The organism is Pseudarthrobacter sp. fls2-241-R2A-168 (assembly GCF_030209335.1).
GTDB lineage: Bacteria > Actinomycetota > Actinomycetes > Actinomycetales > Micrococcaceae > Arthrobacter.
On record NZ_JARVSG010000037.1, the window covers coordinates 16,723 to 30,515 of the forward strand.

The 13,793-nt window shown below is 65.5% G+C and carries 11 protein-coding genes and 2 riboswitches; of the genes, 3 read left to right on the top strand and 8 right to left on the bottom strand.

Going from position 1 to position 13,793, the window contains the following annotated elements; genetic code table 11:
• A complete protein-coding gene (mmsB, locus tag QRN11_RS19025; RefSeq protein WP_285314060.1) occupies positions 1–903 on the bottom strand; it encodes a 3-hydroxyisobutyrate dehydrogenase in 903 nt (300 codons plus the stop codon).
• Positions 904–1,043: 140 nt separating this feature from the next.
• Here mmsB and QRN11_RS19030 point away from each other — a divergent pair, with 140 nt between their 5' ends.
• Positions 1,044–1,943, top strand: coding sequence for a LysR family transcriptional regulator (locus tag QRN11_RS19030; protein ID WP_091418268.1), 900 nt, complete (start codon positions 1,044–1,046; stop codon positions 1,941–1,943).
• A 23-nt stretch (positions 1,944–1,966) separates the two neighbouring features.
• Here QRN11_RS19030 and QRN11_RS19035 read toward each other — a convergent pair whose 3' ends face one another.
• The 4 genes from QRN11_RS19035 to QRN11_RS19050 all read right to left on the bottom strand — a co-directional run bounded on the left by QRN11_RS19035 (position 1,967) and on the right by QRN11_RS19050 (position 7,469).
• Positions 1,967–3,085 (bottom strand): alcohol dehydrogenase catalytic domain-containing protein, encoded by a 1,119-nt coding sequence (locus tag QRN11_RS19035; RefSeq protein WP_285314061.1) that lies wholly within the window; start codon positions 3,083–3,085, stop codon positions 1,967–1,969.
• A 99-nt stretch (positions 3,086–3,184) separates the two neighbouring features.
• Positions 3,185–4,567 (bottom strand): MFS transporter, encoded by a 1,383-nt coding sequence (locus QRN11_RS19040; protein WP_091418270.1) that lies wholly within the window; start codon positions 4,565–4,567, stop codon positions 3,185–3,187.
• Positions 4,568–4,744: 177 nt separating this feature from the next.
• Positions 4,745–5,860, bottom strand: a complete 1,116-nt coding sequence (metX, locus tag QRN11_RS19045; RefSeq protein WP_285314062.1) for a homoserine O-acetyltransferase MetX — start codon at positions 5,858–5,860, stop codon at positions 4,745–4,747.
• Between the two features lie 12 nt (positions 5,861–5,872).
• Positions 5,873–5,988: riboswitch (SAM riboswitch) on the bottom strand.
• A 155-nt stretch (positions 5,989–6,143) separates the two neighbouring features.
• A complete protein-coding gene (locus tag QRN11_RS19050) occupies positions 6,144–7,469 on the bottom strand; it encodes a bifunctional o-acetylhomoserine/o-acetylserine sulfhydrylase (protein ID WP_285314063.1) in 1,326 nt (441 codons plus the stop codon).
• A 44-nt stretch (positions 7,470–7,513) separates the two neighbouring features.
• A riboswitch (SAM riboswitch) is annotated at positions 7,514–7,630 on the bottom strand.
• 165 nt (positions 7,631–7,795) lie between these two features.
• Between QRN11_RS19050 and QRN11_RS19055 the strand changes: the two genes are divergently transcribed.
• Together QRN11_RS19055 and QRN11_RS19060 are read left to right on the top strand one after the other, a co-directional pair.
• Positions 7,796–8,434, top strand: a complete 639-nt coding sequence (locus QRN11_RS19055; protein ID WP_091418275.1) for a VOC family protein — start codon at positions 7,796–7,798, stop codon at positions 8,432–8,434.
• Positions 8,435–8,813: 379 nt separating this feature from the next.
• The gene (locus tag QRN11_RS19060) at positions 8,814–10,397 is read left to right on the top strand and encodes an HNH endonuclease signature motif containing protein (RefSeq protein ID WP_285314064.1); all 1,584 of its coding nucleotides are present in this window, start codon (positions 8,814–8,816) and stop codon (positions 10,395–10,397) included.
• A gap of 407 nt (positions 10,398–10,804) precedes the next feature.
• On the opposite strand, the gene QRN11_RS19065 is transcribed toward QRN11_RS19060, so the two are convergent.
• The 3 genes from QRN11_RS19065 to hutI all read right to left on the bottom strand — a co-directional run bounded on the left by QRN11_RS19065 (position 10,805) and on the right by hutI (position 13,782).
• Positions 10,805–11,584: a CPBP family intramembrane glutamic endopeptidase gene (locus QRN11_RS19065; RefSeq protein WP_285314065.1), complete on the bottom strand. Its 780-nt coding sequence runs from the start codon at positions 11,582–11,584 to the stop codon at positions 10,805–10,807.
• 100 nt (positions 11,585–11,684) lie between these two features.
• Positions 11,685–12,473, bottom strand: coding sequence for a DeoR/GlpR family DNA-binding transcription regulator (locus QRN11_RS19070; protein ID WP_285314066.1), 789 nt, complete (start codon positions 12,471–12,473; stop codon positions 11,685–11,687).
• 97 nt (positions 12,474–12,570) lie between these two features.
• Positions 12,571–13,782, bottom strand: coding sequence for an imidazolonepropionase (hutI, locus tag QRN11_RS19075; RefSeq protein WP_091418281.1), 1,212 nt, complete (start codon positions 13,780–13,782; stop codon positions 12,571–12,573).
• Between the last annotated feature and the right edge of the window lie 11 nt (positions 13,783–13,793).

Genomic DNA, 13,793 nt, shown 5'->3' on the forward strand with positions numbered 1-13,793 from the left:
CTACTTTGCTGAATCCAGGGAACCGTCGGCGAGCTTGATGATCATGGAGCAGTCCTTGCCGGACTCGCCCGCGTCGATAAGGCGCTGGTAGAGCCGCTGAACGTGCCTGCCGATTTCGAGCGGCGTGCCGGTGTCTTCCGCAGCGCTGATGGCCAGGCCAATGTCCTTGTTCGCCAGCTCGGCAGTAAACGTGGGAGCAAAGTCGTTGTTGGATGCGGCGGTGGGGACCACGCCGGGAACGGGGTACCAGGTGCGCAGGGCCCAGCTGTCCCCGGACGACACGGAGGCGATGTCCCAGAACACCTTCTTGTCCAGGCCCAGCCGGTCCGCCAGCACTGCACCCTCGGCCGTGGAAGCCAGGTTGATCAGGAGCATCAGGTTGTTGCAGATCTTGGCCGCTTGGCCGGTGGTGGCTCCGCCGGTGGGAATGATGTTGGCGGCCATCGGCCCGATGTACGTGGTGGCCTCAGACACGGCCTCCGGTTCACCGCCCACCATGAACGTCAGTGTCCCTGCCTTGGCGCCGCTCATCCCGCCTGAGACAGGGGCGTCCACGAAGCGGAAGCCGGCGGCAGCGGCGGCGTCGTGCAGTTCCTTTGCTGCGGCAATGTCAATGGTGGAGGAATCCACCAGGAGCGTGCGTGCATCGGCGTGTGCCAGCACGCCGTCCACTCCCAGGTAGACGGCCTTTACGTGCTCGCCTTTGGGAAGCATGGTGAACACGGCGTCCGCGCCGGTGACTGCCTCCGCGATGCCTCCCGCCGGCTTTACCCCTTCGGCCTCCGCAGCGGCGAGGGCAGCCGGGTTGAGGTCGAATCCGCGGACGTCGTGCCCCGCTTTTGCGAGGTTCGCCGACATGGATCCGCCCATGTTTCCCAAACCGATCCAACCGATTACTGCCATCGCCCAAGCTCCTTTGCTGTGCCTCCGGCCGGGAGCAGCCGGAAGGTCTGTGTCCACCATCACACCCTGCTACAGTGCAATCAAGGGGAAAAATCACAGACGGTATGTGCATTGATGCACACGGAATGAAGGGACACGGGGTGGCGCGGCTTCCAAGTCCGGACGACTTGCTCATTCTGCTCACGGTGGCCCGGCTGGGCCGCTTCAATGCCGTCGCCGAAACGATGGGCACCACGCACACCACCATCTCGCGGAGAATCCTTGCCCTCGACAAGCAACTGGGCGGCCGCACGCTGGAGCGTAGCCCGCACGGGTGGGAGCTGACGGAGCTTGGCGCGTCGGCCGTGGCCGCGGCGGAAACGATCGAGGAAACGCTCGGTTCTTTGGCCGCCGTTGTGGGCCAGGACCGGGACGCCGTGTCCGGCATGGTGCGCATCAGCACCTCTGACGGTTTCGGCGCCGAGTTCGTGACTCCTGCGCTGGTCCGTCTCCAGCAGCGGCACCCGTTGCTGAATGTGGAGATGCTCAGCGCCACACGCAAGGTCAGCCAGAACCGCTCCGGCGTGGACCTGGAAGTGGTGGTGGGCCGCACGGACGTGAGCAATGCCCAGGCAATCTTCCTGACCAACTACTTCCTGCGGCTTTACGCAAGCCCCGCCTACGCCAAGGAGCGGGGTTTGCCGGAAACGCCCGACGGCGTGGGGCAGCACGGCTTCGTCTCTTACGTTGAGTCGGCACTCCAGGTTGCCGAACTGGGCCACCGGTCCTCGCAGCTTCCGGTGCCGAAATCCAGCTTCCAGGCGACCAGCATCTTTGCCCAGGTGGAGGCGGTACGCCGCGGCGGCGGGATAGGACTGCTTCCGAACTTTATGGTGGCGCAGAGTCCGGAATTTGTTCCGGTGCTCCCGGACGCATTCCAGCGCCAGATTCCCGTCTGGGCCGTGGCCCGGCCGGAATCGCTGCGGTCCGCCCGGGTTCAGGCCGTGATTGCTGCGCTGAAGGAGGAAGTGGCGGAACGGCAGGATCTTCTGGCAGCTTAGCCCCTGTCACCCGCAGCACATTGTCAGGCCTGGAAAAGGCGCCTCACCACCTGCCCTGCGGCGAGTGCGTCGAGGCCCTCGTTGATCTCGGCAAGGGGCCTGGTGTCGGTGTGCAGCAGCTCAACGGGCAGCCGGCCTTCGCGCCAGTACCCCAGGTAGAGGGGGATATCCCGGTTCGGTACGGCATCGCCCATGTACGAGCCCAGCAGCCGCTTGCCCGCTCCGGCAAACTGGAGCGCAGGCACCGTCAGTTCCGCCGTCGGATGCGGCAGCCCTACCGAGACCACGGCGCCCCCACGGGTCACGTGCTCGAGGCAGGACGCGATGACCCGGGCTGAGCCGACAGCTTCTACGGCCGTATCCACGCCATCACCTGCAGCTTCCGCGATCAGCCGGGCAGCGTCGTCGGGAGTTCCCACGGCTGTTGAACCGCACTTCATGGCGAGCCCGTGCTTGCTGGTGTTGGGGTCGATGGCTATGACCGCTGAGGCGCCTGCGAGCGCCGCAGCCATGACTGCCGAAAGCCCCACGGCCCCGAGGCCGAAAACGGCTACGGACTGACCTGGTTGAACCGCCGCGGTGTTGAGGACGGCTCCCATCCCGGTGAGCACGGCGCAACCAAACATCGCCGCGATGGTGTCGGGGACGTCGTCGTCGATCACCACTACCGATTCACGGGCCACCACGGCATAATCCGCGAACGCCGAAACCCCCAGATGGTGATTGATCCGCTCCCCCTCGGGAGTGCGCAGCAGGGCCTCGCCATGCAAAAGGTCGCCGGAACCGTTGACCTCGGCCGCGCGGTGGCACAGGGCGGGCCGCCCCGCAAGACACGCACGGCAGGAACCGCAACTCGGGACGAACACGAGGACCACGTGGTCCCCCACGGATACGTCCGTGACGCCTTCGCCTACAGAGGCGACCCGTCCCACGGCCTCGTGGCCCAGCGCCATGGGAAGCGGCCTGACGCGGGAACCGTCCACTACCGACAGGTCCGAGTGGCACAGGCTGGAGTAGGCGACAGTGACGCCCAGTTCGCCGGCCCGGGGTTCGGGACGGCTGAGCTCCTGGACCACCAGCGGCTGCGCTTCGCCGTAACTGGTGCCGGCGGGAACGGTGGAATAAAGGACGGCTGCTCGCATGAGGTTCCTTACCTTGAAATTGGGGGCAGGCAGCTGCCCGGATCGGCGGGGACGTCCGGTCCGGGCAGCTGCCATTTCCGTCTTAATGTTCCGCGAGGACTACTTCTTGGTGGCCGCGAGAAGGTCAGCCGTGCCCTGGGCGTCCGCGGCGTCGACGTCCCGCAGCGAGATTCCGCGGGTTTCCCTCAGGAAGAGGACAGAGACCGCTGTGACGATGCAGGCACCCAGCAGGTACAGCGCCACCGGCGTGGAGGACTTGAAGCTGCCCAGCAGCGAGCTGGCGATGATCGGTGCCAGCGAACCGGCCACGATCGAGGTCACCTGGTAGCCGAGCGAAACGCCCGAATACCGCATCCTGGTGGGGAACATTTCAGCCATGATGGAGGGCTGCCCGGCGTACATGAGTGCGTGGAACAGCAGGCCGATGGTGATCGCGGCCAGGATGACGAGGTCGTTGGCGGTGTCCATCATGGGGAACGCGAAGAAGCCCCACGTTCCGCCCAGGACAGCTCCCGCCATGTAGACCGGGCGGCGGCCGAAGGCATCAGACATTTTTCCAACAAGCGGGACCGCACAGAAGTGAATGAAGTGGGCCACGAGCAGCAGCAGCAGGATGCGGGAGGTGTCGGTCTGGACAACGACCTTCAGGTAGGTGATTGAGAAAGTCACCACGAGGTAATAGAGGATGTTCTCGGCAAAACGCAGGCCCATGGCGGTGAAGACACCCCTCGGGTAACGGCGGAAGACCTCGGCCACGCCGTAACCCTTTTTCTCTTCCGTGACCTCCCTGCGCGCTTCCAGGAAGATGGGGGCATCCTGGACCTTGGTGCGGATGTAGTAGCCGATAACGACGATCACTGCCGAGAGCCAGAAGGCCACGCGCCAGCCCCAGCCGAGGAACGCCTCCTGCGAAAGGGTGGAGGACAGGATAAACAGCACGCCGGTGGCTAGCAGGTTGCCCATCGGGACGGCGGATTGCGGCCAGCTGGACCAGAACCCGCGCGACTTGTTGGGGCTGTGCTCGGCGACGAGTAGAACAGCCCCGCCCCATTCGCCACCTACGGCGAATCCTTGGACGAAGCGCAGGAACACCAGTGCCGCCGGAGCCCAGTAACCGATCTGGGCGAAACCTGGCAGGCAGCCCATCAGGAAGGTGGCCACGCCTACGAGGATGATGCTCAGCTGCAGGAGCTGCTTCCGGCCGAACTTGTCCCCGAAGTGGCCGAAGACAATGCCGCCTACAGGCCGGGCAACGAAGCCGACGGCGTACGTGACGAATGCCGCAATGATGCCGTCCAGCTCGGTTCCGGAATTGGGGAAGAACATCTTCCCGAACACCAAAGTGGCTGCTGAGGCGTACAGGAAGAACTCATACCACTCCACCACCGTTCCGGCCATGGAGGCTGCTACAACTTTTCGCAGGCCTGACGCCTTGACATCGGTTTCCCCGGACCGTTGTGCGGCGGACTTTTCCGTACTCATTAATGAACTCCTTCGGCGTCCTCTTCGACGCCACTGGGACAGGCTAAGGCGGGTACGTGTGATTTTGGCCACGCGCCGCCGGGTCCAAATGAGTATCGTCCGCCAATCCGTAGAGCTCAACGGCGAATCCTGCAGAGCCTATCTGCATTTATGCACATCCTGTGGATGGCAGGCCGGTTATGCCGAGAGGTGCACCCGGAGCTGGTCGCCCAGTTGGCCGATTTCAGTGAGGAATCCGTCGTGCCCGATAGGTGCCTCGATGAAGTGGACCTCCACGTCCCCTGGGAGCGCGCGGGCCAGTTCGAGGGACTGGGACGGGAAGTAGAGCCGGTCCGAATCCACGGCAGCCACGAAGAAGCGCGCACCGGCACGGGACAGGGTCTGCTCAAGCGGCCCGCGGCCGCGGCAGACATCGTGGCTCATCAGCGCTTCGGTAATGGCGATGTAGCTGTTGGCGTCAAACCGCTGGACCAGTTTGGTGCCCTGATGGTCCAGGTAGCTCTCCACCTGGTACCGGCCGCGCAACGCGAGCTGCTCGCCCTGGAGCGGCGATTCCGGGGCCTGGTGTGTCCGGCCGAAGCGGCCGTCCAGCTCCCCCGGTGAGCGGTACGTGATGTGGGCTATGCGCCGGGCCAGGGCCAGGCCCGCCTCCGGGAGTGGGCCGCCGTAGTAGTCGCCGCCATTGAAGTTGGCGTCCTGGCGGATGGCGAGCGTCTGCGCCTGGGCGAAGGCGATCTGCTCAGCGGTGCTCGCGGCCCCCACGGAAATCACCGCGCAGCGCTGCACGCGTTCCGGATACGTCACGGCCCATTCCAGCGCGCGGGCGCCGCCCATGGACCCGCCCAGCACCGCGAACCAGCTGCTGATACCCAGTTGGTCCGCCAGCCGGGCCTCCGCAACGGTGCTGTCCCGGAGGGTCACCAGCGGAAAACGGGAGCCCCACGGCTTGCCGTCGGGTGCCGGCGAGGACGGCCCGGTGGACCCGTAACAGCCGCCCACAATGTTGATGGAGACAACGAAGAACCGGTCGGTGTCCACCGGAGCGCCGGGGCCGGCGAGCTGCTCCCACCAGCCTTCTTCGGTGGTGTCGCCGCGGGTCACGTGCGTGCTGCCGGTGAGCGCGTGCTCGATCAGGACAGCGTTGCTGCCGTCCGCGTTGAGCGTGCCCCAAGTTTCGTAGGCCAGGGTGACATCCGGCAGGTAGCCGCCGCCTTCCAGCTTCAAATCCCCGATGGAGGCATAGCGGACAATCCCGTGTTCGGGGACGGTGGTACGGGTGACGGTAACCGTCATGGCAAGACCTCTTCTACGCGCTTGCCTGCCGTCGTCTGACCGGCAGGCCAGGTCTTCACCCGGGGCACCCCACCGCGGAAGGAGGGTTGCCGGCCAGCAAGCCGGGGCTGTCACTGGCACTCATGACCTGCATTGAGTGTACGAAACAGCCCCCGCCTGCCGCCAAGAGTGTGACTGGTTGTGACTTGCCGGCTTGCCGCCGCTGTGGCCATCGTCGGGCGCCGCTGGTGCCCGTGGTCCGGCGACGTTGGTGCCTGTGGTCAGGCGACGTTGGTGCCTGTGGTCAGGCGCCGCTGGCCTCCTTGGCCGCGCGGAAGCCGGCTTCGAGGTCAGCCAGGATGTCATCGATGTGCTCGATTCCCACGGAAAGGCGCACCAGGCCGGGCGTGACGCCCGCGACTGCCTGCTGTTCCGGCGAGAGCTGGCTGTGGGTGGTCGACGCCGGATGGATCACCAGGGAGCGGACGTCGCCGATGTTGGCAACATGGGAGTGCAGTTCCAGCGCGTCCACGAAGCGCTTGCCCGCCTCGGCCCCGCCGGCCAGGTTGAACGAGACGATGGCACCGGTCCCCTTGGGTCCGTACTTCCGGCCCCGTTCGTACCAGGGGCTGGAGGGCAGGCCCGCGTAGGCGACGGATTCGACGTCGTCCCTTCCTTCCAGCCAGCGCGCAACTTCCGTGGCATTGGCCACGTGACGTTCCACCCTCAGGCTCAATGTCTCCAGGCCCTGGGCAATGAGGAAGGCGTTGAAGGGCGACACCGCCGAACCCAGGTCGCGCAAGAGCTGGACACGGGCCTTGAGGATGTAGGAGAGGTTGGCGCCCAGTGCTCCCTCGGCGCCAAGGTCGCGGGCGTAGACCAGCCCGTTGTAGGTGGGGTCCGGAGTGTTGAAACCCGGGAACTTCTCCGGGTCTTTGCCAAAATCGAACTTCCCGGAGTCCACAATGACGCCGGCGATGGCAGAACCATGCCCGCCCAGGTACTTGGTGGCCGAGTGCACCACGATGTCCGCGCCCCATTCGAGCGGGCGGATCAGGTACGGAGTGGACAGGGTGTTGTCCACGATCAGCGGCACGCCGGCCTCATGGGCAACCTGGGACACGCCTTCAATGTCGAGGACGTCCTGCCGCGGGTTGGAAACTACTTCGCCGAAGAAGAGCTTGGTGTTGGGCTGCACCGCGTCGCGCCACTGGTCCAGGTTGTCCGGGTCCGCCACAAAGGTGACCGAGATGCCGAACTTCTTCAGGGTGTGCGCGAAGAGGTTATACGTGCCGCCGTAGAGGCTGGGGCTGGCCACGATGTGGTCCCCCGCCTCGGCGATGTTCAGGATGGCGAACGTCTCCGCGGCCTGCCCGGAGCTCAGCAGCAGTGCCCCCAGGCCGCCTTCAAGGCTGGCGATCCGCTGTTCCACGGCCTCCTGTGTGGGATTGCCAATCCTGGTATAGATGGGAGCCAGTTCGGCCAGGGCGAAGCGGTTGGCGGCACTTTCCGCGCTGGGGAACACAAAGGACGTGGTCTGGTAGATCGGGAGGGCGCGGGCGCCGGTAGCGCTGTCCGGCTCCTGGCCGACGTGGATCTGGCGGGTTTCGAAGGACCATCCGTTGGACATTTCAAGGCTCCTTTGACATGGGCCCGGCATGCTCGAAGCACTGCGGGCCGCGCTTGCAATCCGGCCTCTTGCCGGACAGCCAGGTCCTCACCCGGGGCACCCCACCGCGGTTGGAGGGTTGCCGGCCAGCGAGCCGGGGCTTGGCGCTGGCACTCATGACCTGAACCCAGTGTAGGAACACGCAGAGTACGCCCGACAGCATTGTGACGAACATGGTCCTGGACATCTTTACCGCCCTGGTGCGAATTTGTGGGGCCTGACCAGCGAAAATCCCAGTAAGGGTACCCTTAGCTGAGAGCCCGATCACAAAGTGCCAAGATGATGGCATGCGCATGGATCACGTCTCTTACGCCTGTGAACACGATGGCCTGGCGGCCACCACCGAACGTATTTCTTCTGCCCTCGGCGTCGAGGCAGTGAAGGGCGGGGTACACCCCCGGTTCGGCACCCGAAACATGATCATCCCCCTCGCCGGGCACAAATACCTCGAAGTCGTGGAGGTCCTGGACCACCCTGCTTCGGACAAGGCGCCGTTTGGACAGGCCGTGCGTGCCCGGTCTGCTGCGGGCGGCGGCTGGATGGGCTGGTGTGTCGAAGTGGACGACCTCGCCCCGTTTGAAGAGCGGCTTGGACGCTCGGCCGTCAACGGCAACCGCAAGTTTCCTGACGGCCGCGAACTGGTCTGGAAGCAGATCGGGATCCTCGGCCTGATCGCCGACCCCCAGGTTCCCTACATGCTCAAGTGGGAGGGCGATCCGTCCCTGCACCCGTCCAACGCCTACGAGAGCAACGTCAAGATGAGCTGCCTCACCATTGCCGGGTCGGCTGCACGGGTCACCGAGTGGCTGGGCGAGCCGGTGGAAAAGCCCCTCGAAGACGTAGCCGTTGATTGGGTGGCGCCGCACGGTACGCCCGGCATCCTGTCCGTCACTTTCGAAACCGCCAGCGGAGCCGTCACCATCTGACCCTCCGTCCGATGCCCGGGCCGCCCGGCCCGGGCATAGTAGTGGTGCGCCCCGGTTATCGCCTGGGCACCCTGTCCTTCCAAACTTCGGCCGCCATCAGCCGGTGACAACGGCGTCACCAGTTGATGGCGGCCGAATCCATTTTCCGGACCCGTCCGGGATTGAGTCTGGGCCGGCAGCCATATTCCCCGATCGTCCGAAGGATCCCGATTTCCGGGTTGAAGAGAAATCCACCATCACCTCCCGCAGCTTTCCCCGCAACGCGCCATCACCTGGTGACCTGGGCTTTCATGGAAAACGCCAAAAAAATTTTTAAGAAATTTCCTGGGATAGCTTCTGAAGGCCCTGTTTTGTCAGACCCCCTCACGATGATTGCTGTATGGGTAAAGCGGCGGTGGTGAAGGCGTTTGAGGACATCAAGGCCGCCCTTGCCGTGCTCAACGCCGAGGCGTCTGGGTGTGGTGCGGAGCCATACTCGGATGCCGATCCGCTGGCCGGTTTAGCTGATGGGTGCCTGGACATCCTCGCCGGGACGCGGACCGCTGAGGCCGGGATCGCCGCTGTGAAGGCCCGCGCTGCCGTGACGTACTCGGACACTGCCCAGCTCATCGCGGGGCCGGACGCCCCGGTGCAGGCACTGGAAATGGCTGTCGCCGCGGAAATCGGCGCCCTCCTGGCACTCGGTCCCCGGGCAGCCGGCGCGTTCCTGGCCGCGTCCCACACGGTGGCCAAGGAGTTGCCGCTGGCCTTCTCGGCGCTGCAGTCCGGGACGATCACCTGGCCGCACGCCCTGGTCATGGTGGAGGAAACAGCTGGCCTTGACCCCGCCGGCGCCGCCGCACTTGAGGCCCACTTCCTGGACCCGGACGTGCCCCGGCCGTCTACGGCCGCGCCGGTCGGGGAGTTGCCCGCCTACCGGTTCCGTGCCAAGGCCAGGAACTGGCGGGAACGCCACCACCCCGAATCCATCGAGAAGCGCCATGCCAAGGGTGTGGCGGACCGGCGGGTGGAATACCGGCCGGACCGCGACGGGATGGCCTGGCTGTCCGCCTGCCTGCCCGCGGACCAGGCGATGGCGGGCTGGAACCGGCTCACCGCCCTCGCCCGCGGGATGCAGGGACCCGACGAGCCCCGTACCCTCACCCAGTTAACGGCCGACAACTTTACCGAAGCGATTCTTGGCAGCGGCAACCACTCCGGGCGTGCCCATGCAGGCGGTGCCGACGGAACCCATACTCTGCCCGGCACCGGCACCGGCAACGGCAACGGCAACGGCAACGGTGCCGATGCCGGAACCAGCGCCGATGCGGCGCCGGGCCCGTTGTCGGGGATCCGGGCGCAGGTGCTGGTCACCGTGCCGGCCCTCTCCCTGATGGGCCAGACTGATGAGCCGGCAATGCTGGACGGGTATGGGCCTATTCCGCCCTCGATGGCGCGCAGGCTCATCGCTGATGGTGCCGCCTCGTTCTACCGTGTGCTGGTAGATCCGCGGGACGGCGCGCCGTTGGAGATTGGCCGGACCAGCTACCGGGTGAGCAAGGCGATGCGGCAATGGCTGAGGCTGCGGGACGGCAAATGCCCGTTCCCCGGCTGCAACAACCCATCCCTGGACAACGAGGCTGACCATATTCTCGCCTGGCATAAGGGCGGCAGTACGGGGATTTCTAACCTGGGACAGCCCTGCCCGAAACACCACAAACTCCGACACACCAGCGGCTGGAAACCCACCCCGGCAACCAAAACCGAACCACCCGGCTGGACCTCACCCACCGGCCGCCACTACAAAAGCGAACACCAGGACTGGGAACCACCCCACTGGCCACAACAATCGAAGCCAGGACAACAGCAGCCAGAGCAACTGCTGCCTGTCCGCCTCAATCCAACTTGCCTGCCCCCGGACTTTGTCTACGGCCCCTCCCCAGGAGAAGAAGAACTCGAGCGGTTCCTCCACGGCCGCTCTTAGCGAACCCGGAATCTAAGAGGGCCGCCCGACGACCTGCAGATCACGCATGCCAGCATACGGGGCTGGGCGGGTGAAGCACTCCGACAAGGCTCAACAGTGGTCGACCGAACCTTGCTTTGTCAGCTGGGCCGCTTCAGGCCTAACCGTGTCAGCTGGGCCGCTTCAGGCCTAACCCTGTCAACCGGGCCGCTCCAGGCCTAACCCTGTCAACCGGGCCGCTCCAGGCCTAACCCTGTCAACCGGGCCGCTTCAGGCCTAACCCTGTCAACCGGGCCGCTTCAGGCCTAACCCTGTCAACTGGGCCGCTTCAGGCCTAACCGTGTGAGCTGGGCCGCGTCAGCGTGACGGTGTCAGGGCGGCCGCATCAACCTGGCTGCGTTAGTTTGGGCTGCGTCAGCTTGCCTGCCTTAGCCCAGCCCGACTGCCCTGCCGAAGAGGCTGAATCCCACGAACGCCACGATGTCCAGGAGTGCGTGGGCGATCACCAGCGGCATTACCCGCCGCGTCCGGGTATACAGCCACGCGAAGACCACCCCCATCACAAAATTGCCGATGAATGGTCCGAAGCCCTGGTACAGGTGGTAGCTGCCGCGCAGCAGTGAGCTCACCAGAATAGATAGCGGCACGCTCCAGCCGAACTTTCCAAACCGGTCCAGAAGGTACCCCACCACGATGACTTCCTCCACCACGGCGTGGCGGATCGCGGACAGGATCAGCACCGGGACCGTCCACCAGTAGGCGTCCAGTGCGCTCGGAATGATCGCGGTGGTGATTCCCAGCGCCCTGCCCGCGGCGTACAGGCCAAGGGACGGGATGCCGATCAGCGCCGCCAGTCCCAGCCCCTGGAACATGTCCCGGCCCGGGCGTGCGAAGTTGAAGCCCAGCTTGCGGAATGCAGAACCAGGGTTGCCGCCGTCGCCCGCCGCCGCCTGCCGCTGGTCGGTGAGGAAATAGATCACCAGCAGCACCGGCACCAGCGCGAAAATGATGTCCAGCAGCTGGTAGGTGAGGTCGAAATACTCCCGCGTGCTCTGCGAACGGTTGAGAGTGGAGGTACCTTCCGCCAGCGGCGCCCGGGTCATCTTGTCCAGGAGCTGCACCACTGAGTACACGGCAGACTGCCCCAAGGACAGGCCTAAGACAATCCAGACTTCGATCCGCAGACGACGGCGGGAGGGAACCAGCATGTACCCATCTTGCCTGCAGTTTCTGGATCCAGGCTGATTGGCCGGCGGTCACACGTGGCGGCGCGGGATCAGCGCCTAAGTATGGTTCCAGCTCAAAGCTTCAGCTGCCGGCGACGATCACTTCGGTGCCGTTGGCCTCGAACGCCGCCTTGTCCCGCGCCGAGATGCCCGAGTCCGTGATCAGGCGGGTGAAGTTGTACCCGTCCATGGTGGCGAAGGCACGCACCCCAACCTTGGAGGAGTCGGCCAGCACGTAGGAAACGCGCGCGCGGCTGGCCAGCAGGGCGTTGACCGAGGCTTCGCCCTCCCCCGTATTGGTTGGCCCTACCTCGAGATCGATGCCGTTGACACCGATGAAGGCGATGTCCAGCACCACTTTCTGCATAATGATGTCCGTGTAGGGGCCCACCAGTTCGTAGGACCTCGGGTTCAGGATGCCGCCAGTGACCATGACCTTGATGTTGGGCCGCACGGCCAACTGCCCGGCGATGTTGATGGCGTTGGTGACCACCGTCAGGGTGGGTTGGTTGGAGGGCGCGTTGAGGTCCTCGCGGGTGGCCAGGATCTGCGCCAGCACGGTGCTGGTGGTGCCGCCGCAGAGGCCGATGACGGCGCCGGGAGCTATGAGGCGGGAGGCGGCCTGGGCGATCTGCTGCTTGGCCTCGGCGTGATCATCCCGGTTGTACCGGCCGGGCAGGTCGTAGGCAAGGGCACCCGTTGTGGCGCCACCCCGGGTCCGTGTGAGCAGCCGGCGTTTGGCCAGGCTGTCCAGGTCGCGCCGGGCCGTGGCAGGCGAGACGTGGAGGGTGCTGACGATCTCATCGACCTCCACTTGGCCGGTCTTGGCGAGGAGGTCAAGGATTGCCGTCAGACGGTCGGTGCGGGTCATGCAAGTGCCTCCAGATACTCGCGCCATCAGCATCGATGACGTTTTCTGATCATAACAGAACCTAAATGATCATCTAACGTCACTTTGAGGGATGGTTTCAGCGAGCCCGGGCTCCGGCCCGCCATACAGCGTACGTCAGCGGCATGCCGGGGCGGTACGCGAGGTGCGTCGCGGACGGCGCGTTCAGCAGGTGGAGGTCAGCACGGTGTCCGACGGCGATGGAACCCACCGCCCGTTCGCCATCGGCGTCGTTCCCCTTGTCCTTCCCGAGCGCAAGAGCCCCGCCGTAGGTTGCAGCCCGGACGGCTTCGTGGACACTCAGATGCATCTGCAGCACCGCGGTCGTCACACAAAAGGCCATGGAGCTCGTGTAGGACGTGCCCGGGTTGCAGTTCGAGGCGAGCGCCACCTGGACACCGGAGTCGAGCAGTTCCCGTGCCGGGGCAAGGGGCTGGCGGGTTGAGAGGTCGCAGGCAGGCAGGCATGTTGCCACCGTGCCGCGGGTACCGGTTCCGGTGGCGGCATCCCACCCCGCCCAGGTCCCGGCCAGGGCATCCACGTCCTTGTCGGCCAGGTAATTCACGTGGTCCACACTGGCGGCTTCGAACTCAACCGCGAGCTGGACACCGGGCCCCTCGCCGAGCTGGTTGCCGTGGACGCGCAGTCCCAGGCCGGCGTCGCGGCAGGCCAGCAGGACCCGGCGGGACTGCTCGGCGTCGAACGCCCCCGTCTCACAGAACACGTCGGCCCACTGCGCATAAGGACGCACGGCGGCGAGCATCGGTCCGCACACAAGGTCCAGGTAGTCGTCCGGATCTTGCCCAGCGGGGACAAGGTGCGCGCCAAGGTAGGTCACCTGGTCCGCAATCGTGGAGGCGATGCGCGCGCTCCGGGCTTCATGCTCAACGTCCAGGCCGTACCCGGTCTTGGTCTCAAGGTAGGTGGTTCCCTGCGAGACGGCTTCGGCCACCCGGCCCAGCGCCAGCCGGGTGAGGTCGAAGTCGGACGTTGCCCTGGTGGCGTTCATGGTCACCCCAATACCACCGGCGGAGTAGGACTCACCCGCCATCCGCGCCTCGAATTCGGCCGTCCGGTCGCCGGCGAACAGCAGGTGGGTGTGCGAGTCCACCCACCCGGGGAGCACGGCACGTCCGCCGGCGTCGACGGCGTCATCCGCAGCGGGAGCGTCGGCTGCAGCACCAACCCACGAAATCCGCTCGCCTTCAATCACCACAGCGGCATCTTTCAAGACCCGGTGGTCCAGGTCCTGGGTCATCAGCTCGGCGATATTGGTGATCAGGGTGCTCATAGGACCATTCT